The 26374-nt window shown below is 53.7% G+C and carries 23 protein-coding genes and 1 pseudogene; 13 read left to right on the forward strand and 11 right to left on the reverse strand.

Going from position 1 to position 26374, the window contains the following annotated elements:
• The first annotated feature begins 180 nt into the window (after positions 1-180).
• On the forward strand, positions 181-1419 hold the full coding sequence (locus tag V6E55_RS21185) for an AAA family ATPase (protein ID WP_316943849.1): 1239 nt from the start codon (positions 181-183) through the stop codon (positions 1417-1419).
• The gene (locus V6E55_RS21190) at positions 1419-2075 is read left to right on the forward strand and encodes an HNH endonuclease (RefSeq protein ID WP_129995763.1); all 657 of its coding nucleotides are present in this window, start codon (positions 1419-1421) and stop codon (positions 2073-2075) included. The genes V6E55_RS21185 and V6E55_RS21190 overlap by 1 nt, the downstream gene beginning before the upstream one ends.
• 77 nt (positions 2076-2152) lie before the next feature.
• On the opposite strand, the gene V6E55_RS21195 is transcribed toward V6E55_RS21190, so the two are convergent.
• The 8 genes from V6E55_RS21195 to V6E55_RS21230 all read right to left on the reverse strand — a co-directional run bounded on the left by V6E55_RS21195 (position 2153) and on the right by V6E55_RS21230 (position 13141).
• Entirely contained in the window at positions 2153-3703 is a 1551-nt protein-coding gene (locus tag V6E55_RS21195; protein WP_316943850.1) for a methyl-accepting chemotaxis protein, read from the reverse strand.
• 89 nt (positions 3704-3792) lie between these two features.
• On the reverse strand, positions 3793-4809 hold the full coding sequence (locus V6E55_RS21200) for a LacI family DNA-binding transcriptional regulator (RefSeq protein ID WP_316943851.1): 1017 nt from the start codon (positions 4807-4809) through the stop codon (positions 3793-3795).
• Between the two features lie 28 nt (positions 4810-4837).
• Positions 4838-6244, reverse strand: coding sequence for a sucrose-6-phosphate hydrolase (locus V6E55_RS21205; RefSeq protein ID WP_316943852.1), 1407 nt, complete (start codon positions 6242-6244; stop codon positions 4838-4840).
• A complete protein-coding gene (locus V6E55_RS21210) occupies positions 6244-7614 on the reverse strand; it encodes a sucrose-specific PTS transporter subunit IIBC (RefSeq protein ID WP_129995759.1) in 1371 nt (456 codons plus the stop codon). The genes V6E55_RS21205 and V6E55_RS21210 overlap by 1 nt, the downstream gene beginning before the upstream one ends.
• Before the next feature lie 66 nt (positions 7615-7680).
• On the reverse strand, positions 7681-9198 hold the full coding sequence (locus V6E55_RS21215; RefSeq protein WP_316943853.1) for a carbohydrate porin: 1518 nt from the start codon (positions 9196-9198) through the stop codon (positions 7681-7683).
• A 173-nt stretch (positions 9199-9371) separates the two neighbouring features.
• Positions 9372-10262 (reverse strand): aminoimidazole riboside kinase, encoded by an 891-nt coding sequence (locus V6E55_RS21220; protein WP_316943854.1) that lies wholly within the window; start codon positions 10260-10262, stop codon positions 9372-9374.
• Between the two features lie 89 nt (positions 10263-10351).
• Positions 10352-11563, reverse strand: a complete 1212-nt coding sequence (locus V6E55_RS21225) for a diguanylate phosphodiesterase (RefSeq protein WP_114977181.1) — start codon at positions 11561-11563, stop codon at positions 10352-10354.
• A gap of 102 nt (positions 11564-11665) precedes the next feature.
• On the reverse strand, positions 11666-13141 hold the full coding sequence (locus V6E55_RS21230; RefSeq protein WP_316943855.1) for an alpha/beta hydrolase: 1476 nt from the start codon (positions 13139-13141) through the stop codon (positions 11666-11668).
• 266 nt (positions 13142-13407) lie between these two features.
• On the opposite strand from V6E55_RS21230, the gene V6E55_RS21235 reads away from it, so the two are divergent.
• Genes V6E55_RS21235 through V6E55_RS21265 form a run of 7 tightly spaced genes read left to right on the forward strand, consistent with a single transcriptional unit; the run spans position 13408 to position 20242 of the window.
• On the forward strand, positions 13408-14262 hold the full coding sequence (locus tag V6E55_RS21235; protein ID WP_028018945.1) for a MurR/RpiR family transcriptional regulator: 855 nt from the start codon (positions 13408-13410) through the stop codon (positions 14260-14262).
• Positions 14263-14274: 12 nt separating this feature from the next.
• Positions 14275-14850: a D-alanyl-D-alanine dipeptidase gene (ddpX, locus tag V6E55_RS21240; protein ID WP_028018944.1), complete on the forward strand. Its 576-nt coding sequence runs from the start codon at positions 14275-14277 to the stop codon at positions 14848-14850.
• A gap of 15 nt (positions 14851-14865) precedes the next feature.
• Positions 14866-16398, forward strand: a complete 1533-nt coding sequence (locus V6E55_RS21245) for an ABC transporter substrate-binding protein (RefSeq protein WP_316943856.1) — start codon at positions 14866-14868, stop codon at positions 16396-16398.
• Between the two features lie 23 nt (positions 16399-16421).
• Entirely contained in the window at positions 16422-17444 is a 1023-nt protein-coding gene (locus tag V6E55_RS21250; RefSeq protein ID WP_114977177.1) for an ABC transporter permease, read from the forward strand.
• Positions 17441-18337 (forward strand): D,D-dipeptide ABC transporter permease, encoded by an 897-nt coding sequence (gene ddpC, locus V6E55_RS21255; RefSeq protein ID WP_316943857.1) that lies wholly within the window; start codon positions 17441-17443, stop codon positions 18335-18337. Before V6E55_RS21250 ends, ddpC begins: the two co-directional genes overlap by 4 nt.
• On the forward strand, positions 18334-19320 hold the full coding sequence (locus V6E55_RS21260) for an ABC transporter ATP-binding protein (RefSeq protein ID WP_316943858.1): 987 nt from the start codon (positions 18334-18336) through the stop codon (positions 19318-19320). The genes ddpC and V6E55_RS21260 overlap by 4 nt, the downstream gene beginning before the upstream one ends.
• The gene (locus V6E55_RS21265) at positions 19313-20242 is read left to right on the forward strand and encodes an ABC transporter ATP-binding protein (RefSeq protein WP_316943859.1); all 930 of its coding nucleotides are present in this window, start codon (positions 19313-19315) and stop codon (positions 20240-20242) included. The genes V6E55_RS21260 and V6E55_RS21265 overlap by 8 nt, the downstream gene beginning before the upstream one ends.
• Here the strand turns inward: V6E55_RS21265 and V6E55_RS21270 are convergent.
• Positions 20239-20988, reverse strand: a complete 750-nt coding sequence (locus V6E55_RS21270) for an SDR family NAD(P)-dependent oxidoreductase (protein WP_116339766.1) — start codon at positions 20986-20988, stop codon at positions 20239-20241. The two genes, V6E55_RS21265 and V6E55_RS21270, sit on opposite strands and share 4 nt — an antisense overlap.
• Positions 20989-21104: 116 nt before the next feature.
• Between V6E55_RS21270 and V6E55_RS21275 the strand changes: the two genes are divergently transcribed.
• The gene (locus V6E55_RS21275) at positions 21105-22010 is read left to right on the forward strand and encodes a LysR family transcriptional regulator (RefSeq protein ID WP_316943860.1); all 906 of its coding nucleotides are present in this window, start codon (positions 21105-21107) and stop codon (positions 22008-22010) included.
• A 23-nt stretch (positions 22011-22033) separates the two neighbouring features.
• Here the strand turns inward: V6E55_RS21275 and V6E55_RS21280 are convergent, their stop codons facing one another.
• Positions 22034-22462: an OsmC family protein gene (locus V6E55_RS21280; protein WP_114977172.1), complete on the reverse strand. Its 429-nt coding sequence runs from the start codon at positions 22460-22462 to the stop codon at positions 22034-22036.
• A 115-nt stretch (positions 22463-22577) separates the two neighbouring features.
• Complete coding sequence (locus V6E55_RS21285; RefSeq protein WP_316943861.1) at positions 22578-23453, reverse strand: LysR family transcriptional regulator; 876 nt, start codon at positions 23451-23453, stop codon at positions 22578-22580.
• A gap of 110 nt (positions 23454-23563) precedes the next feature.
• Here V6E55_RS21285 and V6E55_RS21290 point away from each other — a divergent pair, with 110 nt between their 5' ends.
• The 3 genes and pseudogenes from V6E55_RS21290 to V6E55_RS21300 all read left to right on the forward strand — a co-directional run.
• Positions 23564-24415, forward strand: a complete 852-nt coding sequence (locus tag V6E55_RS21290) for a Vmh family MBL fold metallo-hydrolase (protein WP_316943865.1) — start codon at positions 23564-23566, stop codon at positions 24413-24415.
• Positions 24416-24515: 100 nt separating this feature from the next.
• Positions 24516-24653, forward strand: a complete 138-nt coding sequence (sra, locus tag V6E55_RS21295) for a stationary-phase-induced ribosome-associated protein (RefSeq protein WP_008501714.1) — start codon at positions 24516-24518, stop codon at positions 24651-24653.
• Between the two features lie 174 nt (positions 24654-24827).
• Positions 24828-26234 (forward strand): annotated as a pseudogene (locus V6E55_RS21300) (NAD-dependent malic enzyme); the annotation flags it as partial.
• Positions 26235-26374 lie beyond the last annotated feature (140 nt).

The following is a 26374-nucleotide window of genomic DNA, read 5'->3' on the forward strand; positions in this document are numbered from 1 at the left end:
ATACCGGCCTTTACTTCCCCAGCCATTTTCCGCAAGTGTACACATGGATTTTGCATTTTAATCGGCATCGTATTTTTTTTGTTAAACTGGTGTTCACAGGTATTCCATTAGAGATGGGATGATTATAAAATACTGGGCTTAGTATATTTTCGATAAATTAACAAACAATAAGGGGACATAATGAGTAAATTCTTGAGCGGTATAAGTCGCAAATCAGAAATCAAAAGCGAAAATGATAATATTGATGTTAGTAAAAAAAACCTGATCATCACTGGCGGCAATGGTTGCGGAAAAACAACATTACTTAACGATATATACAACAAATTATCAACACACCTAATACAGAGAAATCACCAACCTAAAAATCAAATTGAAAACAACATTAACTTTTTTTTGAGTCAAAAAGAAAACGCAGTTAAAGGCTCTCATGAATATCATCAAGCAAACGATCAAATACGGTATTATCAGGCGGAACTTGAAAGGGTATGGGGTGGTATTCAATTAGAGTTTGAAGATATTAACAATTTATCTCTATTACTTTCAGAAGGGAAAGGGATTATTGCTTTTTTTCGAGCCGACAGACAAGCATTAATTCAGGCTGCAACCGGAGCCAATAAAATCATAAGCACTGACGAATCCAATTATTTGTCAATCAGCAACCAAAATCTAGGTAGTACATTTGAACAGCATCTCGCTAATTTAAAAACAAGGCAATCATTTGCTAAGACTCATGACAACAATCTCACCTTATTCAATTCTATTGAGAATTGGTTTTCAGAGTTAGAAAAAAACATCGCATACCTGATGGAAGATAACACATTTGAACTTAAGTTCAATCCCGATGAATTCAAATTCTTTTTAACACAAGAAGGTAAAAAACCCTACACATTCCAAACCCTGTCATCAGGATATTCATCTATATTTAATATTATCTCTGATTTGATAATGAAAACGGAGGCTTTTAAAATCTCTCCGAGCGAACTGCAGGGTATCGTAATGATTGATGAGATAGATGCACATTTGCATGTATCGCTTCAAAGGAAAATTTTACCTTTCCTGACTAAAACGTATCCATCGATACAGTTCATTGTAACAACACACTCTCCTTTTGTTATCGGCTCTTTAGAAGACTCCATTATATATGATTTGAGTTCTAAACAGCATTTCAAAGATCTCTCCAGTTATTCCTATGAAACCATCATTGAAGGTTTGCTTGGAGTACCTGTAGTTTCAGTCTCTTTGGAGAAAGATATTAAACGCCTTTCATTACTCATAAATGAGGAAAATTATGACATAGCTGCCATAGATGAAATTGTACAGAAACTTCTTCCTTATAGGGATAAACTTGATGATGAATCAGCTATCTTCTTGATAAAAGGAATGAATTTGCTTAAATGCAAAGCAAGAGGAGATAAGTAATGTTTCCTGTATCGAAAAATCCAGTTGCTCCTATATCGTTAGAAAGGAGGACATCCTATTCTGAAAAAGATGTCATAGAAACATTATCAAAGGACTTTCATAATAAATGCTATATATGTGAGGTCAAAGATCCTCTAGTTCTAAACGTTGAACATTTTAAACCTCACGAAGGTGATGAAAATAAAAAATATGACTGGAATAATCTTTTCTTTGCTTGCGGGCGATGTAACAATATTAAAAGAAACCATTTTGAAAATATTCTTGATTGTACTGACCCAAGAATTGATGTATTAAGGTCTATCAAGCATGTTTTTCCTACGACGGCCTACGCTGAGCATGTTGATATAGTTCCAATGAACGACGACCCAAAGACGATAGAAACTGCCACATTAATTTCAAAAGTTTTCAATGACGACCATACAGGAAACAAAGATCTTACGCGCATATATTTAAAAAAGCGACTGATGAGACAGTATAGAAAATTCCTTGACCTAGTTTTTGATTACGACGATGATGATACCCTCCCAGAAGAAAAAGAAATAATATGTCGAAAAATCAAAAATATGCTTCGTGCTGAATATGAATTTTCAGCATTTCTCAGATGGGCTATATTAGATGCTCCTCTGCTTCACCATTTTAAGAATGATGTTTTCTAAAATTCGCACATATATGCAGAATTTTGCAGGTCAAATCGCACTTCAAGAGGCTCCATCAGGAGCCTCCTTCCATTCAATCAAGCCTGCACCGGCAAACTAAAACTCGAAATACTTCTCGAAAGCTGCTGCGCCTGCTCTTCCAGCGATGCCGCGGCCGCGGCGGACTGTTGCACCAGCGCGGCGTTCTGCTGAGTCACGCCGTCCATCTCGGTTACCGCCTGTCCGACCTGGCTGATCCCACGGCTCTGTTCTTCAGATGCCACGGAGATCTGCTCCATCAGCGTATTCACTTTATTAACAGAACCGATAATTGAATCGATCACCTCGCCCGAACGGTTCACCAGTTCGGCGCCGTTTTTCACGCTGGAAACCGACTGCGCAATCAGGCTCTCGATGTCCTTGGCCGCTACCGCGCTTTTCTGCGCCAGGGTGCGTACTTCACTGGCCACAACCGCAAAACCGCGTCCCTGCGTACCGGCGCGCGCCGCTTCAACTGCCGCGTTCAGCGCCAGAATATTGGTCTGGAAAGCGATGCTGTTGATGACGCTGGTAATGTCTTCGATACGCTTCGAGTTTGCCGCGATAGTATTCATGGTCTCGATGACTTCACGGGTCACCGCTTCACCGGTATGGGCATTTTTCACCGCGTCCTGCACCAGTTTTCCGGCCTGATAGACGTTATCGGTATTGTTCGCCACGGTTGCACTCAGTTCTTCCATGCTGGCCGCTGTCTGAGTCAACGCGGAAGCCTGCTGCTCGGTGCGTGACGCCAGGTCAATATTCCCGGAGGCAATCTCTTGCGCTGCGTGGGTCACGGTATGGCTCGCATCGCGCACCTGGGCGATGGTCGCAAGCAGTGCCTGGCGCATCTGCTCCATCGAACTCATAAGATGATCGATTTCGTTGCCGGAGCGTCCCTTCACCGGCACCGGGAGGTCCAGCTTGCCTGCCGCAATCTGGCTGCAGTGTTCGCGCGCCAGGTTTACCGGTGCAAACACAAAGCGCTTCATCAGCAGGCTGACCGCGACAATCACCACCACAAACAGGCAGGCGATTGCGGCAATCATCACCAGACCTGAAACGAAGTTGCTGCTCGCATCTTCGTTCAGGCTTTTGGCATATTTCTGGTGGACGGAAAGCACCTGGTCGAGAACGATCTCGTACTGGCGGTCGAGGCGGGACACTTCCGGGATCAGGGCATTAAATTTGGCAACATCATGCGCTTCGGCAGCATTGATCAGCGGTACCAGTCCCTGGTTGCGGTAGTTTTGCCAGCCATCCTGATAGGCACTCACCAGCGGCGCTTCATCCGTCAGACGCGGCGAATCCATAAAGGCCGCAAAGGCGTGATCCGCTTTGGTCAGCGCCTCTTTCACTGCGGCAAGCTTCGCAGACTCGTCTGCCGAGTTGCCCGCTTCCACCATCTTCACATACTCCATCACCCGAACACGCAGGGTACGGCTGTGGTTGATGGGGTCAATAATCGACAGCACAACCTGGATCTCTTTGTTCACGTTATCCAGGGAATTATTACTTTTAATGATGAGGCCAACGCTGGTGACGGTGCTGACAACAAAGAAGAAAAGCAGTGAGAACAGGACAATCAGGGACGACTTTTTCAACGACATAGACCAATACCTCAAGGAGAATTATTCCTTATGGTTATCGGCGCTTCCAAAACTTAAATTAATTAAAGTTATTGATGTATCGGGCAGAGCTATACTGCTGACTTATAGCGTCGTTGCAGGGTGGCATCCAGCTTGCGCTGCAAGGGCTGAGGTGTCTCCCCTTCGATCAATTTGCTAATTAAATCAAAGCAGTGCCAGGCCAGCTGGCGGTTATCCTGACGAATAGTATCGACAGGGATCGTCAGCGAATCGTAGAGGTAGTGATCGTCAAAACTGGCTAACCTGATATCGCTTTGCAACAGGTTATGTTGGCCCATATAGCGCAACACCCCTTCCAGCAGACCGCAGGCGGCGGTGAAAAGCGCTTTCGGCGGCCGCCCCAGGCGAGCGCAAAGTTCAGCGAACATCTCGTATCCGGAACTTGGATGATAGTTGCCGTGAATGATCCACTCGGGGCGCAGCGTCACATTGGCTTCACGCAAACCTTGCTTAAACCCTTCCAGGCGGTCGCGAGTTGGGGAAAGACGGGGTTGACCGCCGAGGAAATAGAACTCATCAGGATGCTGACGCGCAATGTCAGCCACCAGTTCCGTCGTCGGGGTAATGGAATCGGTGATCACCAGCGGCAGCGCGCTGTCGTTGATATGGCGGTCAAAAAGGACAACGGGTAATTGTTCACTCAGTTTATGGTAGTCCGCATCATTGAGCATGCTGGAAGCTACAATCAGCCCGTCCACCTGACGCGCCACCATGTTATTCACCACTACCGTCTCCTGCCCCGGATTTTCATCGCTACAGGAGATCAGCAACTGAACGCCAGCCTCACGACACAGCGTCTCCAGCTCGTGAGAAAACACGGCAAAACCGTAGTTGGTAATTTCAGGAACCACCAGGCCAATGGTGTGGCTACGGTTATCACGCAGCGACCGGGCATGAATGCTGGGCTGATAGTGGTGCTCTTTTGCAATCGCCAGCACGCGTTCACGCGTCTCTTCCGCTACGCGCAGCTCTTTGCTGCGCCCGTTCAGGACCAGGCTGGCGGTGGCTTTTGACACCCCCACCAGTTCCGCGATGTCTTTTATGGTGACGCGTTTTGTTTTTCTCACAACGACTTAGATCCGGCTGCCAAAACCCTCATTCTATCATGCAGGCGCGCAGCGACCAGTAGCGTAATGTGATGTCGGACGCACCTTCGAATCGTACCCGGGCCGGATGGTCAGGAAAATAGCGGCTACTCATCACCCCTTCACCGTGATTGATGAAAATTTCGACGCTTGAGCGGTCGCACAGAATGCGTAAATGGCTAACGTCACCCAGCCAGTAGCGGGTCAATGTTTCCCCGGTTTTCAGACTGGCGCGTTCCAGACGCAGCCCCTGGTCATCGACCGTGAGACGCAAGGCTCCACCAAAATCCACGTTCACGTGCGATGTGTTCAGCTCAAACTCCAGACGCGTCGCATCCAGTTCTGGCGCATCACTGGCGATCCCCTGCCAGCGTTGCTCTCCTTCACGCAACGCTTCCAGTTCACGAGCCGGGGTCTGCCAGAGCTTGCCGTCGTGGTAGCATAATTCGCGCGGACAGGTCATCTGGTGCATCCAGCCATGCGTTCGCGTTGGCTGAAGCATCTCTTCTCCGTCCGGCACGCCCATCCAGCCGATCAAAATGCGTCGACCATCTTCCGCCAGCGTCGTTTGCGGCGCGTAAAACTCAAACCCGGCATCCAGCTCATGCAGCTCACCGTGTTCAAACGCAGCGCGCGCATAGTCAAACGCCCCACTCATCCATGTGGCCGGGTAAGTGTTGAGATAGCGATGCGGTTCGCGCGCCAGCCCCTGCGGACAGCAGATCAGAATATGCGTCCCGTCGAGCGCAAACAGATCCGGGCACTCCCACATATACCCTGCATCCGTCAGGCCGTTAACGCCGTGACCGGCGATCTCGCCGCAGGACACCCAGGCGTGCAAATCAGCGGATTTGAACAGCAGCACTTTGCCGCGCTTTTGCAGATCTTGCGCACCCAGCACCATGTACCATTGCCCTTCATGTTTCCACACTTTCGGGTCGCGCACGTGGCCGGTGTACCCTTCCGGTAGTGCAAGCACGGGGCCGAGTTTCTTAAAGCTGCCGTCCGGTTGTTCCACGGCCAGACACTGCCAGGCGGTGCGGTTGCCGTCATCGAATTTGACGTTGCCGGTGTAACACAGGGTCAAAACGCCCTCGTTATCCACGGCGCTACCGGAGTAACAACCGTTGCGGTCATACTCTTCATCGGGCATTAACGCCATCGGTTCATGCTGCCAGTGCACCAGATCCGCAGAACTCCAGTGCCCCCAGCATTTAAACCGATGTTCGCAGTCCAGCGGGTTCCACTGATAAAACAGATGATAACGCCCGGCAAACCAGATAAACCCGTTGGGATCGTTCATCAGCCCTGTCGCCGGCGCTGGGTGCCATTGCGGATAATGGCTGTCTGCAATCGCGCACGGCTGGCCTTTCATAACGGCCTGCAGGATCGCAGGCCAGCGTGAAGGAAACGTCATTATTCTGAATCCGTTTTATATTTCAGCAGCAGCGAGACGGTAAACGCCACGCCGAAGGCAATCACCATGCCGATAATATAGTTGAGCAGAGAGCTTGCCTGCACAATGGCCATACCCGGAATTGCGGTCAACCCAACGGCGGTCATGTAAACATGCACTGAGACCACCCAGGCCCCGCCCACCGCGCCGCCAATCAATGCGGCAATAAACGGTTTTACGAAACGCAGGTTGATACCAAAAATAGCCGCTTCAGTAATACCAAGCATGGCAGAGAACGCCGACGGTAAGGTTATGGCTTTGATTTTCGCATCTTTGGTTTTGAACCACACCGCCAGACAGGCGCCGCCCTGTGCTACGTTCGCCATCGCCCAGATCGGCAGCAGGAAGTTAACACCAATCGACGGGTTACCCAGCAGACCTGCTTCAATCGCGTGGAAACTGTGGTGAATACCGGTGATGACAATCACCGAGTAAAGCCCGCCAAACAGCAGCCCTGCCAGCCAGCCTGCATGTTCAATTAATGTGCTCAGGATAAAGGAGATGCCGTCGCCCAGCGCCCGCCCAGCCGGACCGATAATCAGTAAGGCGATAAAACCGGAGATAACGACCGTCAGGAACGGTGTCAGGATCAGGTCTACCGCATCCGGGATCACGCGGCGCAGGTTTTTCTCCACGATGCTCATAAACCAGACGGCGAGCAGTACCGGGAATACCGTGCCCTGATAGCCGATCATCGCGATCTCAAGGCCGAAGAAATTCATGGTGTGGAAACCGGACGCCACGCCCCAGGCGTTGGTCAGCGCCGGATGCGTCAGAATGCCACCCAACGTCGCACCGAGATACGGGTTACCGCCAAATTCCCGCGCGGCGGTAAAACCAATCAGAATAGGCAGAATGATAAACGCCGCCGAGCTGCACATATCCAGTATGATGTAGATGGCGTTATCCGCATTGACCCAGCCATAGGTTTTCACCATACCGAGCAGGCCCATCAGCAAACCAGAGGCAACAATTGCGGGAATGATCGGAACAAAGATGTTTGAAAGCAGACGGGCAATGCGCTGGAACGGGTTCAGCTTGCGCGCCGCCAGATCCGCGGCTTCAGATTTACTTGATTCGCTGATCCCCGCCGCCTGAATAAACGCGGCGTAAACCTTGTTGACCACGCCCGTGCCAAAAATCACCTGCATCTGCCCGGCGTTACGAAAACAGCCTTTCACGCCCTCGACCTTACCGATGGCTTGCTGATCGGCAAGCGCGTCATCGACCAGCACCAGACGAAGACGGGTTGCGCAGTGCGCCGCGCTGGCGATATTTTCCTTGCCACCGAGCAGCGGAATAAGCTCGCGGGCGATTTGATTAAAATCCATAGATACCTCTGCCTGACTTCTTTTTATGATGTGCGAAACGCCCCCGCCAGGCGGGAGCGTGATGGGTTAAAACCAGGTTTCCATCTGGACCCCAAAGTTCCATTCCCCGCCTGCGTTGAAACCGCTGCTGCCAAAGGCATCATCGCTGGCGTAGTTATCCAGTTTGCTGCTCCAGTCCATCCAGGTGGCAAACAGGCGCAGCTCCGGACGGCTGAAGAAATCGCCGATTTTGCTCGCTTTTAGCGTTGGCGCAAAGGTCAGCTTGTAGAAACTGCCGTTGACAGCGTTACGGTCCTTATAGCCTTCCGGGTTTAAATCCATGTACTGATAGCTTCCCTCAAACGCCAGGGCGAAGTTCTGAGTCACCTCTTTAATCAGACGGGTGTTGAGCGTCACCCACTCATAGCTATCGCCCTTGACGTAACGATCTTTACTGCTTTGCGCCAGGACAGCAGGCGCAACGCTCCAGCCCCCGCCAATTGGCGTGACACCGTAACTTGCAAAGCGCCAGGTATCCGCCTCAGACAGCAATGCGCCATCGGAACCGATACTTTTCACTTCCGCACCCAGCCCGTGACCGTACAGCAACGCCGTTTTGGCTGTCCCTTCCCGCAGGCCGTAGAAACTCTCATTATGCAACCCAACCAGGGCATGAACGCCGTTGTTGGCGGCATCGGTTTTGATGAGATCCCCGTTGGTGTCTTTACGGTCGTCGTTATCTTTCGCCCGCAGACCGCTGACCATCAGCTGGAACGGTCCAGCGAAGTGGTTCATGCTAAGGATATAGTTCTGAACGTTATTGTCGGTCTGCTCAACGCTGCCGAAGTTGCGGCCGTAAATGGAGAAGTTGCTGCGCAGCGAATCGTTCCATTTCACGTCATACACACCGCCACCGGTACCCGCAAGGAACACGACATCGGAATCCAGCCAGTGAATATCAAAGTTGTCGCGGTCAAAGCGTTTACCCGCCCAGAAGGTACTGCCCTTCAGCGCACCGGTGAAATCAGGCAGATTCCCCAGCTCCGCAAAGGCCTGACGAATATTGAGATCGCTGGTATCGGCAGACCAGTCATTATAGGTTCTCTGACCGTCGGCCAGCATTGCTTTGAAGCGCGTGGTCGCCCCGTTATCCAGGGTTTGTTTATGCTCCAGATTCAGCTCAACGTAGGTGTCAGCCTCGTTACCCAGACGCCCTACCGCACCGCCGGTTTCACCGGCTGGGGTCAGGTAAGGGCCGCTTTTGCTGCTGGAGGCCGCATCGTTCATCAGCAGGCCGGAACGGGCATAGCCGTGGAACTCAAACCCTCCGCTTTGGTCCGCTTTCTTCTCCAGCGCGGTAGTGCGTTGAGCCACTTCCTGAGTTGTCGTTTGCGCCTGCTGCTGAGCCGCGACCAGTTGCTGCGTTTTTTGTTCTGCATCTGTCGCACGTTTCTCAGCAACCTGCGCACGCGTCTCCGCATCCTGAAGACGCTGTTCCATCGCCGCAAGTCGCGCTTCGATGCTTGTCATATCCGTTTGAGCAAAAACAGAGGTACTTCCGGCCAGCATGCCTATCATCACGGCAAGTCTGCGTTTTTTATACATTTTGTCGCATCCCTAAAAGAAGTCATTAATAGTGCTAAATTGCTAAACCGGTTTAGGTTGCTGATACTAAACCGCCGAATTTTGGATCGGCAATCTTTTTTGCTAAACCGTTTTAGTAAGTGTGATCGGGGCGACAATTCAGGCCACCCAAGGGCGGCCAGTGAAGGGATAAATTACAGTGCGTGTTGATATGGCAGAGCAGTCATTGCCCCTTTCGCCGTGGTGGCTAACGCGCCACAGCGCTGAGCTAAAGCGATAACGGGTGTCAGCGCCTGACCAGCGGCAAGCCCATACAGCAAACCCGCCACGAAGGCGTCGCCTGCGCCGGTGGTATCGACACATTTCACGGGCGTGGCCGGATAGTGTTTCACGATACCCTCATGCCAGGCAATGACGCCCTCTTTACCCTGGGTGACCAGCACCAGGTGCGCCGGGCAACGTTGCATCAGCGTATCCAGACCGACGTTTACCTGCATTTCTCCGGTTAAAAACGCCAGCTCTTCAACGGAGAGTTTTACCACGTCTGCGCTCTGCAGGGCCTGTTCAAGGTAGCGACGCAGTTCATTCTCATCCGGCCAGAGGTCCGGGCGAATATTGGGATCGAAACTGACGTAACCGCCCGCCTCCCGGATGGCGGCCATCGCCTGAAATGTCGCAGAACGGCTCGGCTCTGCGCTTAACGCGATAGAACAGACATGCAGCCACTCCCCGGCGCTGAATGTTGGCAGATCGGCGGGTTCCAGAAACAGATCGGCACTCGGACGCACCATGAAAGTAAAAGAGCGTTCGCCCTGGTCGTCGAGATCGACCACCACCGTTGAGGTGCGGTGCGCCGGGTCAAGGTGCATCCACTCCACGTCGACTCGCTCGTCAGCTAATGTCTTAGACATAAAACGTCCGAAAGGATCATCGCCAACCCTGCCGATAAAGGCGCTCTGGCCGCCCAGCCGGGCAATACCGACCGCGACGTTTGCCGGTGCGCCACCGGGACACTGCAATAATCTGCCTTCTCCATCTGGCAGCAAATCCACTACCGCATCGCCAAGTACCCAGATTTTTTTCATGTGATCCTCTTAGCTAAACCATGTTAAACCGTTTTAGCTATTTAAACACAGGCCAGGCAAAGGGGAAACAATGTGGGAGGAAAATTGGTTTAACGCACCAGATGTGGCCAGTGAATATCGCCTGTGCCATTGAGCTGGGGACGGGCAAACAGGAACCCCTGAAAACGGCGGATCCCGGCGGATTCAAGCCAGCACCACTCCTCTAATTTCTCGATGCCTTCAGCCACCAGAGTGATTTCGAGGTCGGAGCAACAGCTGACAATCGACCGCACGATCGCCTGTTTCGGGCCGCTAAGATGAATATTGCTGACAATTTCCCGGTCGATTTTAATTTTATCCGGCTGAAATCTGGTCAGCAGCGAAAGCCCCGCATAACCGGAGCCAAAATCGTCAATCGCCAGGCCAATACCTTCGGCACGAAGTTGTTTAATGGCGCTATTAAACTGGTTGAAACCGGAAATCATCTCATTTTCAGTGACTTCAATGACGACCTGCTCCGGCTGAAGCCCATGTTTTTTAATTTGATCCACCAGGAACGCTACGGCATCGGGGACATTGACCAGCGACATCGGCAACAGATTTACCGCAATTTTATGGCTGCCAATACCCAGCTTTTGGGCCAGCGCAAAGGCATAGGCTTTCGTCTGGAGATCAATTTCATAGATTTTATCCGGCTCGAGGGAACTGAAAAAATGCTCCGGGCTTCCACCGTCATTACCGCGAATGAGGGCTTCAAATGAACTGATTTTCCCTTCAGAGGGTTCAACAATGGGCTGGAGCGCAAACTGGCAAGGTTGATTAGCCAGCAGGCCCAGACTCGCTCCTGGCGGTAACGTTTCCGTCGTAAGCGTCCATTTTGTCGGGTCGTAACGTTCTTCAACAGAGGACGGACGTTGATCGGTAATAAACGTCTGAATAAATTTAAATACCCGATCATCAGAGACGAGATAACTGTCCAGCTTGCTGTAACGCAGAACCGACTGTAGCACCTCTTTCGGCGACTGGATCTGCAGGTCGAAGAGCAACATACCGACATTTTCGAACCGTCTGCGTGGGCCATAGTCCCGCATCAGTTCAACTACGCCACTGTGCCGTTTGTCATCACGGATTTTATGGAACAACTTAACAACGCTCTCTTCCGAACCCTCAAGAATTTGCAGAATTTCACTCCCTCTTGAGAGGAGAACGCCGGTGATACTCAGTTTTGAATTACGGAGCTTAGCCCGCTCCACCAGCTCCCGCAGCTCACTGGACGGGTGGGATAAATTCAACTGGCTTCGGTAAATGAGCGTTGTCAGCACAAGCGCGGGTTCCAATGAGAAAGAAAGGTGCCTTGAACCTACTGTTTATCATAATTAATCAGTGCGACCTAACATATTCACGCCACAAGGGTTCTTTACTTTTTATTGTTCCCCGATCCGGCTGTCGATCCTCTCCAGCATGTAGTCGTAGAACGGGTTTGAGGTGACCCGCATGAGCGCCTCTTTCCCGACGCTCAACACAGAGGTTTCTCCCCAGAGCGCAATCGTCCCCAGGCTAATGCCATAGTGATTTTTCACGCCAGGTTCGCGGCCATACAGATCGTCATCCGGTGGGAACGGCACAGCAATATGCGACAGAGAATAGATATCCTTCGGCCAGGATTGTGCAAGCGGCACGACCGTCTCCTGCGTGCTGCCTGTCGGGGTTGTTTTCGCCACCGTCGAGAAACTGTGCGCGTCAGCATTCGTGATAATCGTGACACTGTAACGTCTTTGTTCGACGGGCAGCAGCGCCGAGGTTGCTGTCCAGGACGATGGCTTAAATAGCGGGCGGAAACTCGCCGCCTGGTTGATATCAAACACCACCAGTTTACTGCCGTTTGCCGGAAGCTGATCAAATAACCCGGTGACCACCGCGCGGGTGCTGACCGTGGAATCCATCACCGACTGGAATGCCAGAACCGGTGGCAACTGTCCCAGTTTGTGCTCCCGTGCAGCACGGCCAAGCTGTTCCTGCAGAGTCTTCGTCAACAGCCACGACTGGCGAGCGGCATTTACCGGGAACGAGTTGTATTTATACGGATTATATTCCGGTGAGATGTTTAGCCACGCCGCTTTGGCAAACGCCGGTAGTAGCGCCGGTAACCCGGCAAAACCGGCAAACCGCGCAAAGGCCGTGACGCCAATCATCGGTGAGAGCAATATCACCTGCTGTGGTCGATGAAGCGCAGTGGAGTCAAGTGCATCAAGGGTATATTTCAGTGCCAGCGCCCCGCCGTTGGAGTACCCCACCAGATGCAGGGGGACTTTCTCTCCCGCCAGACGCGTGGCTTCCCGTACGGCAAGGCGCGTCGCCGCCAGCCACATCTCCCAGTCAACATCCGTCAGCGCGCCGGGCGCGGTGCCGTGTCCGGGTAGACGCGGTACAACTGCCACAAAGCCGTGCTGCTGATAATGCAAAGCAAGGTGTCTGACGCTGTATGGCGAGTCCGTCAATCCGTGTAGCAGCACCACCGCGCCGCGCGGCTTTCCGGCAGGCATCAGCACAAATGAGCGATTGGCATCAGGTGAAAACTGACCGGGCCACACCAGGCTCTGGCGGTAATAGCGGTTTAACGACGTGCGTTCCTCACCCTCTGTTTTCGCCGTCACCGCGTTATCAAGATCGGTGAAAATGGTATTTTCCCGGGCGACATATCCGGCGAAATCCGCTTTATCCAGTTCGCGGATGGACATCTCATCTGCCCGCCAGGTATGCCAGAGGTGCAGTTCCGGGCCCTGTTGAGAGAGATACACCCGCACAGCAAGCAGAACGACGAGGACAATCCCCACAACCATCGCCATTTTCTTTGCGAGAACCATCAGGCGCACGCTGACACGCCAGGGCAAATTCGCCATGCCGGTATCCCTTTCATATTCGCAGTGTCTATATCTTACCAAAAATGTGAAGAGGCTGACGTATTCAACAAATTCATCCCTGCCCGCTCAGACAGTGCACCAAAAGTGAACTAGGCTGCACAAATGTTGATCATTGGTTAATTAAATATTGCATGAAGTTTGCTGCACAGCGGGTTTTCACCACCCTGTGCCTTTGGCACGCGTCATGCATTGTTAATCAGGTAACACAATTATGGCGACTGACAGCCTGTTAACAGCGAGGCGGTATGACGACAAAACCCGAGATGTTGAGCCGTATCGAAGCGACCTTCAGCCAACTGACGCCCAGTGAAAAGCGGGTTGGCAGCTGGCTACTGGCGCACACCGCGCAAATTCCGTTTGAAACGGCTGAGAGCGTCGGTCTGGCCACTGGCACCAGCGGCATAACCGTCGGACGCTTCCTGCGCAAGCTTGGGTATCGCAACCTGGAAGATGCCAAAAAAAGCCTGCGCGACCCTTACCAGCCCTGGGGCATGAATGAGCGTCTGGACTCCTGGCAGCAGCAGCGCCCCCTGCCCAATCGCCTTCAGCACGCGTTGTCGCTGGAAGTGGATGCCATCACGCAGGTGTATCAGTTGGCGCAAACGGACACCTTCCGTCAGGTGGTGCATCAGTTGGCTCACGCAGAGGCCGTTTTTGTGCTGGGAATTCAGTCGACCCGCGGGATCGCCAACGCCTTCTTCAGCCACCTCGAGTATCTCCGCCCGGGCGTCAGCTATTCCGAGGGGGCATCCGGGAGCTGGGTTGAATCTCTGAACTCCGGATTTTCGCATCCCTATGTGGTGCTGACAGATACCCGCACCTACTCCGCTGTCGCCCGTCAGTACTGCCGTGTTGCAAGCGAGAAACAGATCCCCCTGGCCTTGATCACTGATATCTGGTGTCCGTGGGCACGCGATTATCCGATTGATTTACTGCAAGTGAAAACCGATACCGGCCATTTCTGGGATTCGCTTGCCCCCGTCAGCTGTCTGTTCAACCTGCTGCTGTCGGGCGTGGTGGAAGCGTTAGGTGATGCGCTTCCGGCGCGCCTGGCCGTAAACCGACAATTACAACAAGAGTTTGGTCAATTCGAACGCTAAAGGAGCGGAGCTATGCCCGAAGAGAGTGAACTGATTGATGTGGCGAAAGCGTTTCCCACGCTGCATATCGATCTGAAGTACGCCACCGCCGATAACATTACTGGCCGTCCGATCTATCAGGAGGCGCAGTGCCTGCTGCATACCGATGCTGCCACTGCACTGGCGAAAGCTATCGGCATTGCCACGCTGGCCGGGTTGAAACTGGTGGTGTACGACGCCTATCGACCGCAACAGGCGCAGGCTCAACTGTGGGATGCCTGCCCGAACCCGGAATATGTGGTGGATGTGGCGATTGGCTCCAATCACAGCCGCGGTACAGCCATCGACGTCACGCTGATGGATGAACATAACACCGTGCTGGATATGGGGGCCGGTTTTGACGAAATGCATGACCGTTCGCATCCGTATCATCCCTCCGTGCCACCGCACGCCCAGCGCAACCGTCTGCTGCTGAACGCCATCATGTTCGGCGGCGGTTTTGTGGGGATCAGCAGTGAATGGTGGCATTTCGAACTGCCGAACGCCGCCAGCTATCCGCTGCTTGATGACCGTTTTGCCTGTTTTCCACTGACGCACACCCCTCTTTAAACCTGGAGCACTGCCATGAAAACAACGCTACTCACGACCCTGATTGCCGCGACGCTGGCTTTGAGCGCCCCACTTGCACTGGCTGCCGTCCCGAAAGACATGCTGGTGATCGGTAAAGCGGCTGACCCGCAAACACTCGATCCTGCCGTGACGATTGATAACAACGACTGGACCGTCACCTATCCTTCCTACCAGCGTCTGGTCAAGTACAAGCCGGGCTCGACGGAGGTGGAAGGCGATCTGTCGACTGGCTGGAAAGCCTCCGATGATCAGAAAGAGTGGACCTTTACCCTGACGGACAACGCGAAATTCTCCGACGGTACGCCGGTCACCGCCGAAGCGGTCAAGCTTTCGTTCGAACGCCTGCTGAAACTCAGCCAGGGGCCGTCAGAAGCCTTCCCGAAAGACCTGAAAATTGATGCCGTTGATGATCATACGGTGAAATTCACGCTCAGCCAGCCGTTCGCCCCGTTCCTCTACACGCTGGCGAACGACGGTGCCTCCATCATTAACCCGGCGGTGTTGAAAGCGAATGCGGCGGACGATGCGCGCGGTTTTCTGGCGCAAAACACCGCCGGCTCAGGCCCGTTCATGCTGAAAAGCTGGCAGAAAGGTCAGCAACTGGTACTGGTGCCAAACCCTCACTGGCAGGGTGATAAACCGCACTTTAAACGCGTGTCCGTGAAAATAATCGGTGAGAGCGCCTCCCGCCGACTGCAGCTTTCCCGTGGTGATCTGGACATTGCTGACTCTCTGCCGGTTGATCAACTGGCCGCCCTGAAACAGGAAGGCAAAGTGGCCGTCGCAGAATACCCTTCTTTGCGTGTGACCTACCTGTATCTTAACAACAGTAAGGCTCCGCTTAATCAGGTGGATTTACGCCGGGCTGTCTCCTGGGCAACTGATTATCAGGGAATGGTGAAAGGCATTCTGAGCGGCAATGGCAAACAGATGCGTGGCCCGATCCCGGACGGTATGTGGGGCTTTGACGCGACTGCCATGCAGTACAGTTTTGACGAGGCCAAAGCCAAAGCGGCGCTGGAAAAGGTGAAAGACAAACCGGCCAGCCTGACCTTCCTCTACTCGGACAACGACCCCAACTGGGAGCCTATCGCCCTCTCCACCCAGGCCAGCCTCGGCAAGCTCGGCATTAACGTCAAGCTGGAAAAACTGGCAAACGCCACCATGCGTGACCGTGTCGGTAAAGGTGATTATGACATTGCCATCGGCAACTGGAGCCCGGACTTTGCCGATCCGTATATGTTCATGAACTACTGGTTCGAGTCGGACAAAAAAGGGCTGCCAGGTAACCGTTCGTTCTATGAGAACAAAGAGGTGGATTCGCTGCTGCAGGCGGCGCTGAAAACTACCGATCAGGCGGAGCGCACCAAAAACTACCAGCAGGCGCAAAAAGTGGTGATCGACGAAGCCGCGTACGTTTATCTGTTCCAGAAGAATTACCAGCTGGCGATGAACAAAGACGTTAAAGGCTTCACCTTTAATCCGATGCTCGAGCAGGTGTTCAACATCGCCACCATGAGTAAGTAACGGTTCTCGCCGGGGGAAAATGTATGACGTTCTGGAGCATTGTGCGCCAGCGCTGCTGGGGGTTACTCCTGGTGGTGGCCGGTGTCTGTATTATTACTTTTATTATTTCACACATGATCCCCGGCGATCCGGCCCGTCTGCTGGCCGGTGACCGTGCCAGCGACGAAATTGTACAGGGCATCCGCCAGCAACTGGGGCTGGATCAACCGCTGTATATCCAGTTTGGCCGCTACGTGGAGGCTCTCGCCCACGGTGATTTAGGGACGTCGATTCGCACCGGGCGTCCGGTTGCGGAAGATTTAAAGGCCTTTTTCCCCGCCACGCTGGAACTGGCTTTTTGTTCCCTGCTGCTGGCCCTGGTGATTGGCGTGCCGCTGGGGATTTTGTCGGCGGTATATCGCAACCGCTGGCTGGATCATCTGGTGCGTTTGATGGCAATGACCGGGATCTCCACCCCAGCATTCTGGCTCGGGCTGGGCGTCATTGTGCTGTTCTATGGCCATCTGCAAATTCTTCCCGGTGGCGGTCGGCTGGACGACTGGCTTGACCCGCCTGCTCATGTCACCGGGTTTTATCTGATCGATTCACTGCTGGAAGGCAATGGCGAGGTGTTTTTGAACACCCTGCAGCATCTGATTTTACCCTCACTGACGCTGGCGTTTGTGCATCTGGGCATTGTGGCGCGGCAGGTACGTTCAGCGATGCTGGAGCAACTTAGCGAGGATTACATTCGTACTGCCCGCGCCAGCGGGTTGCCAGGCTGGTACATCGTACTGCGCTATGCCTTACCTAACGCCATGATCCCATCAATTACCGTACTCGGGCTGGCGCTGGGCGATCTGCTTTACGGTGCCGTGCTCACCGAGACCGTCTTCGCCTGGCCGGGAATGGGGGCCTGGGTGGTGACGTCCATCCAGGCGCTCGATTTCCCTGCCGTAATGGGTTTCGCGGTCGTCGTCTCGCTGGCGTATGTGCTGGTTAATCTGGTGGTCGATCTGCTTTACCTGTGGATTGACCCACGAATCGGGCGCGGAGGTGCCGAATGATGTTAACCCAGGAAACGACCGCCCCCGTAAAACCAGTGAAACAGCGCATCAACTGGGCAAAGCTCTTCTGGATGCTGCGTCAAAGCCCGCTCACGCTGATTGGCGGCGTCATTATGCTGCTGATGCTGGTGCTGATGGTGACCTCACCGTGGATTGTACCGCATGACCCAAACGCGCTGGATCTCACCGCCCGCCTGCAGGCACCGTCGGCACAACACTGGTTTGGCACTGACGAGGTGGGACGCGATCTGTTCAGCCGCGTACTGACAGGCAGTCAGCAATCCATTACCGCCGGGCTGGCCGTTGTGGTCATTGCAGGAGGGATTGGCTCGCTGCTGGGCTGTTTGTCCGGTGTTCTGGGTGGACGTGGCGACGCCATTATTATGCGGGTGATGGACATTATGCTCTCTATTCCCTCCCTGGTACTCACCATGGCGCTGGCCGCCGCGTTGGGCCCGAGCCTGTTTAACGCCATGCTGGCGATTGCGATTGTCCGCATTCCGTTCTACGTCCGCCTGGCGCGCGGGCAAACGCTGGTGGTACGCCAGTTTACCTATGTCCAGGCCGCCCGCACGTTTGGCGCATCGCGCTGGCATTTAATCCGCTGGCATATCCTGCGCAATGCCCTGCCACCGCTGATTGTGCAGGCCTCACTGGATATCGGTAGCGCCATTCTGATGGCCGCCACACTGGGCTTTATTGGTTTGGGTGCTCAGCAACCGACTGCCGAATGGGGCGCAATGGTGGCTGTTGGCCGTAACTACGTGCTCGACCAGTGGTGGTATTGCGCCTTTCCTGGTGCGGCCATTTTGATTACTGCTGTGGGCTTTAATCTGTTTGGTGACGGTATCCGCGATCTGCTGGATCCGAAATCGGGAGGGAAGCAGTCATGACCGAATCAGTATTAACCATTGAAGATTTACATCTGAGTTTCCCGATTTTTCGCGGTGAGGTCCATGCTCTCAACAACGTCTCGCTGGAGATCAAACGAGGTGAAATCGTTGGCGTAGTCGGTGAATCGGGTTCGGGAAAATCGGTTACCGCCATGCTGGCTATGCGCCTGCTGCCGGAAGGCAGCTACCACATCCATCACGGTCAGGTGAGGTTACTGGGTGAAAATGTCCTGACGGCATCCGAAAAACAGCTTCGCCAGTGGCGAGGCGCAAAAGTGGCGATGATTTTTCAGGAGCCGATGACCGCACTCAACCCGACGCGGAGGATTGGCAAACAGATGGTGGAGGTGATCCGCCAGCATCAGCCGCTTTCGCGGGGTGAGGCGCAGCAGAAGGCGATTACTCTACTGGAGGAGATGCAAATCCCGGACGCAAAGCAGGTCATGGAGCGTTATCCGTTCGAGCTATCAGGCGGCATGCGCCAGCGGGTGATGATCGCCCTTGCCTTCTCCTGCGAGCCTGAACTTATCATCGCCGACGAACCCACCACGGCACTGGATGTCACCGTTCAGTTACAGGTGCTCCGGCTGCTGAAGCACAAAGCACGCGCCAGCGGCACCTCGGTGCTGTTTATTAGCCACGATATGGCTGTGGTGTCGCAACTCTGCGATCGCATGTATGTGATGTACGCGGGTAGCGTGATAGAAAGCGGCTCCACGCAAACGCTAATCCACCATCCCGTGCATCCTTATTCTATCGGTCTGTTGCAGTGTGCACCTGAAAATGGTCAGCCGCGCGACATGCTTCCGGCGATCCCCGGCACGGTACCCAATCTCAGCCAGCTTCCACAAGGATGCGCTTTCCGCGAGCGTTGCTTTGCCGCCGGGGTGAAATGCAGTGAAACACCGCGCTTACAATCCAATGGCGCAGAAGGCCAACAGGCTGCCTGCTGGTATCCACAACAGGAGCAACACCATGTCTGATGTACTACTGGAACTGGATAGCGTGCACGTTAATTTTCCGGCACGCAAAAACTGGCTGGGTCGCGTAACGGAGCAGGTACATGCCCTGAACGGGCTTGATTTACAGATCCGTCGGGGGGAAACGCTGGGTATTGTCGGTGAGTCCGGCTGCGGGAAAAGCACGCTGGCACAACTGTTGATGGGCATGCTTAAACCCAGCACCGGTGCCTGTCAGCGGACACAGCACGCGGGCGGCATGCAGATGGTTTTCCAGGACCCGCTCTCCTCACTCGACCCGCGTTTGCCGGTCTGGCGCATTATCACCGAACCCGTCTGGGTGCAAAAACGCAGCAGTGAGCGTGAACGCCGCCAGCTTGCTGAAAACCTGGCACTGCTGGTAGGTATTCGCCCGGAATATCTCGACCGACTCCCTCACGCCTTTTCCGGTGGACAGCGTCAGCGCATTGCTATCGCCCGGGCGCTATCGTCTGATCCGGATATTATAGTGCTCGATGAACCCACCAGCGCGTTGGATATCTCGGTGCAGGCGCAAATCCTCAACCTGCTGGTAAAACTGCAACAGCAGCGTAATCTGACCTTTGTTCTGATCTCCCATAACGTTTCGGTGGTCAGGCACATGAGCGACCGCGTGGCGGTGATGTATCTGGGTCAGATTGTTGAACTGGGCAGTGCCGAACAGGTGTTGGGGGAGCCGCGCCATCCTTACACCCGGCTGCTGCTTGACTCCGTTCCCAGAACAGGTCAACCGCTGGATGAAGGGCTGGCGCTGCGTAAGACTGAACTTCCCGGAAACCGTCATTTGCCGGTTGGCTGTTTTTTCCGTGACCGTTGCCCGATGGCAATAGAGGGATGTGAACATCCGCAACCGTTACAGCCCTCACATGAGGGCCGGAACGTTCGCTGCTGGCGGAATCTGGATTAGATTTGCGCCATCCCGCCATCCACAAATAACTCAGTGGCGTTGATAAAGCTGGCCGCATCGGAAGCCAGAAACGCCACCGCTTTACCCACTTCACCCGGTGCTCCTAAGCGTCCGAGCGGTACCTGAGCGGCCAGCGCGTCGTACAACCCCTGACGGTGCTCTTCTGGTACCAGGTCACCCAAACCCGGGGTTTTGATGGGGCCAGGGCTTACCACGTTGACGCGGATCCCCCGCCCCTGTAAATCCAGCGCCCAGGAACGCGCAAAGTTTCGTACCGCGGCTTTACTGGCGCTGTATACACTAAAGTTGGCCGTCCCCTTAATGGACACCGTCGAGCCGGTCAAAATAATCGACGATCCTGCGGATAACAGCGGCAGCGCCTTCTGCACCGTGAACAGCACTCCACGTACGTTGGTACCGAAAATACGATCGAACTGCTCTTCTGTTATTGCCCCCAGCGGCAGCATATCGCCGCCCCCCGCATTGGCGAAAAGAATATCGAGGCGGCCTTCATCTTTGGCTATCCGGGCATAGACCTCATCCAGATCCGCCAGTTTTGACACGTCAGCGCGAATACCCACTGCCGTTGAAGCAATTTCTGCGACCGCCGCGTCAAGCTCGGCCTGACGACGTCCTGTGATGTACACCTTCGCGCCCTGCGCCGCCAGCTCCTGCGCCGTGGCAAGACCAATACCGGTGCTACCGCCAGTGACCAGTGCGATTTTTCCTGAGAGAGTCGTATTCATGTCATTTACCTTTTCTTGGGTTTGCGTTGGACAAACTTTAGCCCTTGTGGGATTAGTGAAAAATAGGCAAAAATGAAAATGACTATTCACATACAGAAATAATCAGGGGGGGGTTAATGGACCAGTTAATGGCGATGCGCGCTTTTACCCGGGTAGTGGAATCCGGCAGTTTTACCCGCGCGGCCGACTCGCTGAATATGCCGATAGCCACCCTGAGCAAGCTGGTGAAATCGCTTGAGGCGCATCTTGAAATACGACTTTTGCACCGCACAACGCGCCGGGTAGTCACCACACCTGAAGGGGCGGAATACTATGAAAAAGCACTCAGGGTATTGATTGATATCGAAGATATCGACACCTCATTCCGCGTTTCCCGTGAGACGCCAAAGGGACATTTGCGGGTAGATATTGGCGGCTCGACTGCGCGTGACCTGTTGATCCCCCTGCTCCCACAATTTATGCAGCGTTATCCGGATATTCGCCTCGATCTCGGCGTGGCGGATCGTCCCGTTGATTTGATCAGCGGTAATGTCGACTGTGTGATCCGCGGTGGCCCACTTGACGATTCGACGCTTATCGCCCGTCATCTCGGTGATGCAAAAATGGTCACCTGCGCGACACCAGAATATCTTAAAAATCATGGCATTCCGGCCTATCCGCAGGAGCTGCGTAATGGCCATAAGCTCATTAGTTATCTCTCCCCGGTCACCGGACGGGCATTTCCGTTTCGCTTCACAAAGAGTGGTGAGACGCTGGAAATAATCCTTCCCCACTACCTCGGTATTAATGAAAGTAATGCCCATCTGGCAGCTGTCGTGGCGGGGCTGGGGATCATTCAGACGTTTGAATATTCAGCAAAGGCGCATTTGCAGGGGGGAGGACTGGCTGAAATTCTGGGTGACTGGCGTCCCGCCGCGTACCCTTTTCATGTGGTATACCCGCAGAACCGGCATTTAACGCACCGTCTCAAGGTATTCATCGCCTGGCTGGCGGAGGTGTTCCCCGCCGCGCTGAAAGGGTAGCCGGGCGCGAACCCGGCGATGGTTTAATTAAGCTTATAGTCCAGCGTAATCTCAGCTTTCAGTACTTGCGACACCGGGCAGCCCGCTTTTGCTTTCTGAATAATGCCATCGAACTTCTGCGGGTCGATGCCAGGTACGGTAACCTTACTCGTTAATGCGATTTTGGTGATCGCAAAGCCGCCGTCAGTTTTATCCAGCGACACGTCCGCCGTAGTGTCAATGGAATCGGCGGTGTAACCCGCTTCACCAATCATCAGCGAAAGTGCCATTGAGAAACAGGCGGCGTGCGCAGCGCCAATCAACTCTTCCGGGTTCGTTCCTTTAGCACCTTCAAAACGGGTGTTAAAGCCGTAAGGTTGTTGATTCAGGACGCCACTTTCAGTCGATACCGTGCCTTTTCCGTTCTTGATGTCACCGGACCAGTGTGCCGAACCGTGCTTATGAATCGTCATTCTCGCTCTCCTTTTGGCTTACAAAGGGTTAAGTATAGACTACGCCCCTGTTCCCCCCTGGAACACAGACAATTCCGGGTCTTATACCTGCTGTACCAACAAAAAGGGGCGACATTCATACCAGATAACCGGCCAGTGCATCGAGGAACACGCGCAGTGCAGCTGGCTGATATTCCCGGGACTGATAAATGCCATGGATGGCAAGCGGTTTTGGCTCCAGCGAGCTCAGCACCGGCACCAGTAAGCCCTGGTCCAGCGCGGCAGACGCTTCACGCTCCGGCAGCATTGCAATACCGCAGTGCTTGATCGCCGCGTCCATCAGCAGCGAAGAGATACTGGCGCTCAGATTGCCGCTGACGGCCACGCTCAGGTTTTCGCCTTCCGGCGTCAGGAAGTTCCAGGACTGCCCGGCGAAAAAGCTGTAGTGCAGGCAGTTATGCTGTGCTAATTCTTCGGGGCTGACGGGCGTCCCGTGCAGTGCAAGATAATCGGGTGAGGCACAGAGGACTGAGCGACATTCTCCCAGCCGACGGGCAATCATGCCAGGCTCCGGGTTGTCGGTAATACGCACGGCGACATCAATACGCTCGCCCACCAGACTGACCGGGTGGTTGTTCACATCCAGCTCTATGCGCAGTTGCGGATAGCGCGAAAGCAGACCGGGCAGTACCGGCGCAATCAGGTGCATTGCGGTAAAGTGCGCGCAGGCCACCCGCAAAGTGCCAGAGGGAAGATCTTTCTCTGACTGACCTTCAATTTCCTGTGAGATCTGCGAGAGTGTCCGCGTTTTTTGCAGCACCTTTTCCCCTGCCGCGGTCAGGGTTAACTTGCGTGTTGAGCGGTTAACCAGCCGTGTTCCCGCCCACTTCTCCATTTGTTCAAGATATCGGCTCACCATCGGTCGGGAAATCCCCAGCGCGCGGGCCGCCGCACTCAAACTACCCAGCTCGCATATCCGGTTGTAGACCTGAGCGGCAATAACGCGATCCATATAAGCTCCATTTGCTCGATTTATGAAACTAAGCATGTCTTGTTTCAGGAATTATGGCAAATGAGAATATCCGTACAATAGAGACTTTCCTGCACAACAGAGACAACAGTATGAAACTCACTCACCTTGCTTTGCTTTCCACCCTTTTCACTCCGGCTGCTTTTGCCGAGCCGTTGACCATTGATACCTATAACCCGCAAGAAAAAGGTATTTTCGCGGTCTCCTCAACGCTGGTCTCCGGCCCGAAAGAAGCGGTTCTGTTTGACGCGCAGTTCAGTGTGAAAGATGGCGAAGCGCTGGTAGAGAAAATTCGCCACAGCGGTAAGACGCTGAATAAGATTGTGATTACCTCTGGCGACCCCGATTTTTACTTCGGTCTGCAGCCACTGGTGAAAGCCTTCCCGAATGCCAAAGTGGTGGCCACCCAGCATGTCGTTGACCATATTAAAGCCACCAAAGACGCCAAGCTCGCCTTCTGGGGTCCACAGATGAAAGATGGCGCGCCAACTGAGCTGGTTGTGCCGCAGGTGCTTACCTCCACCACGTTTATGGTTGACGGGGAAAAGATTGATATTGAGCAACCAGACAGCTACGCGGCCTATGTCTGGATCCCGTCAGCGAAAACCATTCTTGGCGGTACCGGGGTTTCCTGGGGCATTCACGTCTGGACAGCAGACACCCAGACAGCAGCGAGCCGTAAGCAGTGGCAAGAAACGCTGGATGATATGGTCGCACATAAGCCCGAGCGCGTCATTCCGGGGCATTATCTCGGTACGCCGCCAGCCGGAACCGGAGCTATCGACTTTACCCGTCAGTACCTTCAGCAGTTCGAACTGGCGTTGGGTCAACATAAAAACTCAGCCAGCGTAATCGACACGATGAAAAAACAGTGGCCGAACCTTGCTGAAGTCAGTTCGCTGGAGCTGAGCGCCAAAGTGAATACCGGCGAAATGAAGTGGTAATGTAAAAACCTGCTATGCTGGATGTGCAACCTAAGGGGTTACATTTCGTTTGCGTAAGCAAACTGGTCCTTAAAACTATCAACAGGATTGAGGAGTTAACATGAAATCGAACCGTCAGGCACGCCACATTCTGGGGCTGAACTACAAGCTTTCTAACCAACGTAAAGTGGTGATTGAAGGCGACCATGAAACGCAAGTCACCCACGCCACCGGCAGAAAACGCCACGCGGGCAAGTAAGTTCCAGAAACAGAACCTCAACACCATCGGTCTTCCGATGGTGTTTTTGTTTATGTGTTGCGGTAATTCATATTTAGCTCCTTTATAATACCGCCTGACCGCATCCCGTAGCACAGGCCAGAAAGATGACAAACAGCAGTGTCAGGGACGGATCTTCAAAAAAGAGTGAGTGACATGGACAACAAACTGAAAAAACATCGTTCCTTATACATCCCTTATGCCGGGCCGGTTTTACTCGAATTTCCTTTGCTGAATAAAGGCAGTGCCTTCAGCATGGAAGAGCGCAGTAGCTTTAATCTGCTGGGTCTGTTACCAGAAGTGGTTGAAACCATTGAAGAACAGGCAGAGCGCGCGTGGATCCAGTATCAGGGCTTCAAAACTGAAATCGACAAACATATCTACCTGCGTAACATTCAGGATACCAATGAAACCCTCTTCTATCGCCTGGTGCAGAATCATCTCGAAGAGATGATGCCGGTGATCTACACCCCGACGGTGGGTGCGGCTTGCGAGCGTTTCTCTGAGATCTACCGTCGTTCTCGCGGCGTTTTCATCTCTTATCAGAACCGTCACAATATGGACGACATTCTGCAAAACGTGCCTAACCACAATATCAAAGTGATCGTGGTGACCGACGGTGAGCGTATTCTCGGCCTCGGCGACCAGGGCATTGGCGGGATGGGGATCCCCATCGGCAAACTCTCCCTGTATACCGCCTGCGGTGGTATCAGCCCGGCGTATACCCTGCCGGTGGTGCTGGACGTCGGCACCAACAACCAGCAGTTGCTCAACGACCCGCTCTATATGGGTTGGCGTCATCCACGTATTACCGACGATGAGTACTATCAGTTTGTCGATGATTTCATCCAGGCCGTAAAACACCGCTGGCCGGACGTGCTGCTGCAGTTTGAAGACTTCGCGCAGAAAAACGCCATGCCGCTGCTGAACCGCTATCGCGACGAGATCTGCTCGTTCAACGACGACATCCAGGGCACCGCAGCGGTCACCGTGGGTACGCTGATCGCCGCGAGCCGCGCGGCAGGCAGCCAGCTGAGCTATCAGAAAATTGTCTTCCTCGGCGCAGGCTCTGCCGGCTGCGGTATTGCCGAGCAGATTATCGCGCAGACGCAGCGTGAAGGGTTAAGCGAAGAGCTGGCGCGCTCTCGCGTCTTTATGGTTGACCGTTTCGGCCTGCTGACCGACGGTATGCCAAACCTGCTGCCGTTCCAGACCAAGCTGGTGCAGAAACGCGAAAACCTGAAAAACTGGGATACCGACAACGAAGTGCTCTCCCTGCTGGACGTGGTGCGCAACGTGAAGCCGGATATTTTGATCGGAGTTTCCGGGCAAACCGGCCTCTTCACCGAAGAGATCATTCGCGAGATGCACAAGCACTGCGAGCGCCCTATCGTGATGCCGCTCTCTAACCCAACCTCCCGCGTGGAAGCGACGCCGCAGGACATCATCGCCTGGACTGAAGGTAGCGCCCTGGTTGCCACCGGTAGCCCGTTTGATCCGGTGGTGTGGAAGGATAAAACCTATCCGATTGCCCAGTGCAACAACTCTTACATCTTCCCGGGGGAACCGCAGAATTCGGAAAAAATCGTACGCTAAGCTAACGGTGTTCTCGTGACAGCTCTTTGACTAAATAGCTGTTCCGAATAGTAGATCACCGGAGGAAGGGAACTCAGTCCAGTTTGTGCGATCTGATTAGTCGCTAA

Source organism: Enterobacter sp. 342 (genome assembly GCF_036663495.1).
Taxonomy (GTDB): domain Bacteria; phylum Pseudomonadota; class Gammaproteobacteria; order Enterobacterales; family Enterobacteriaceae; genus Enterobacter.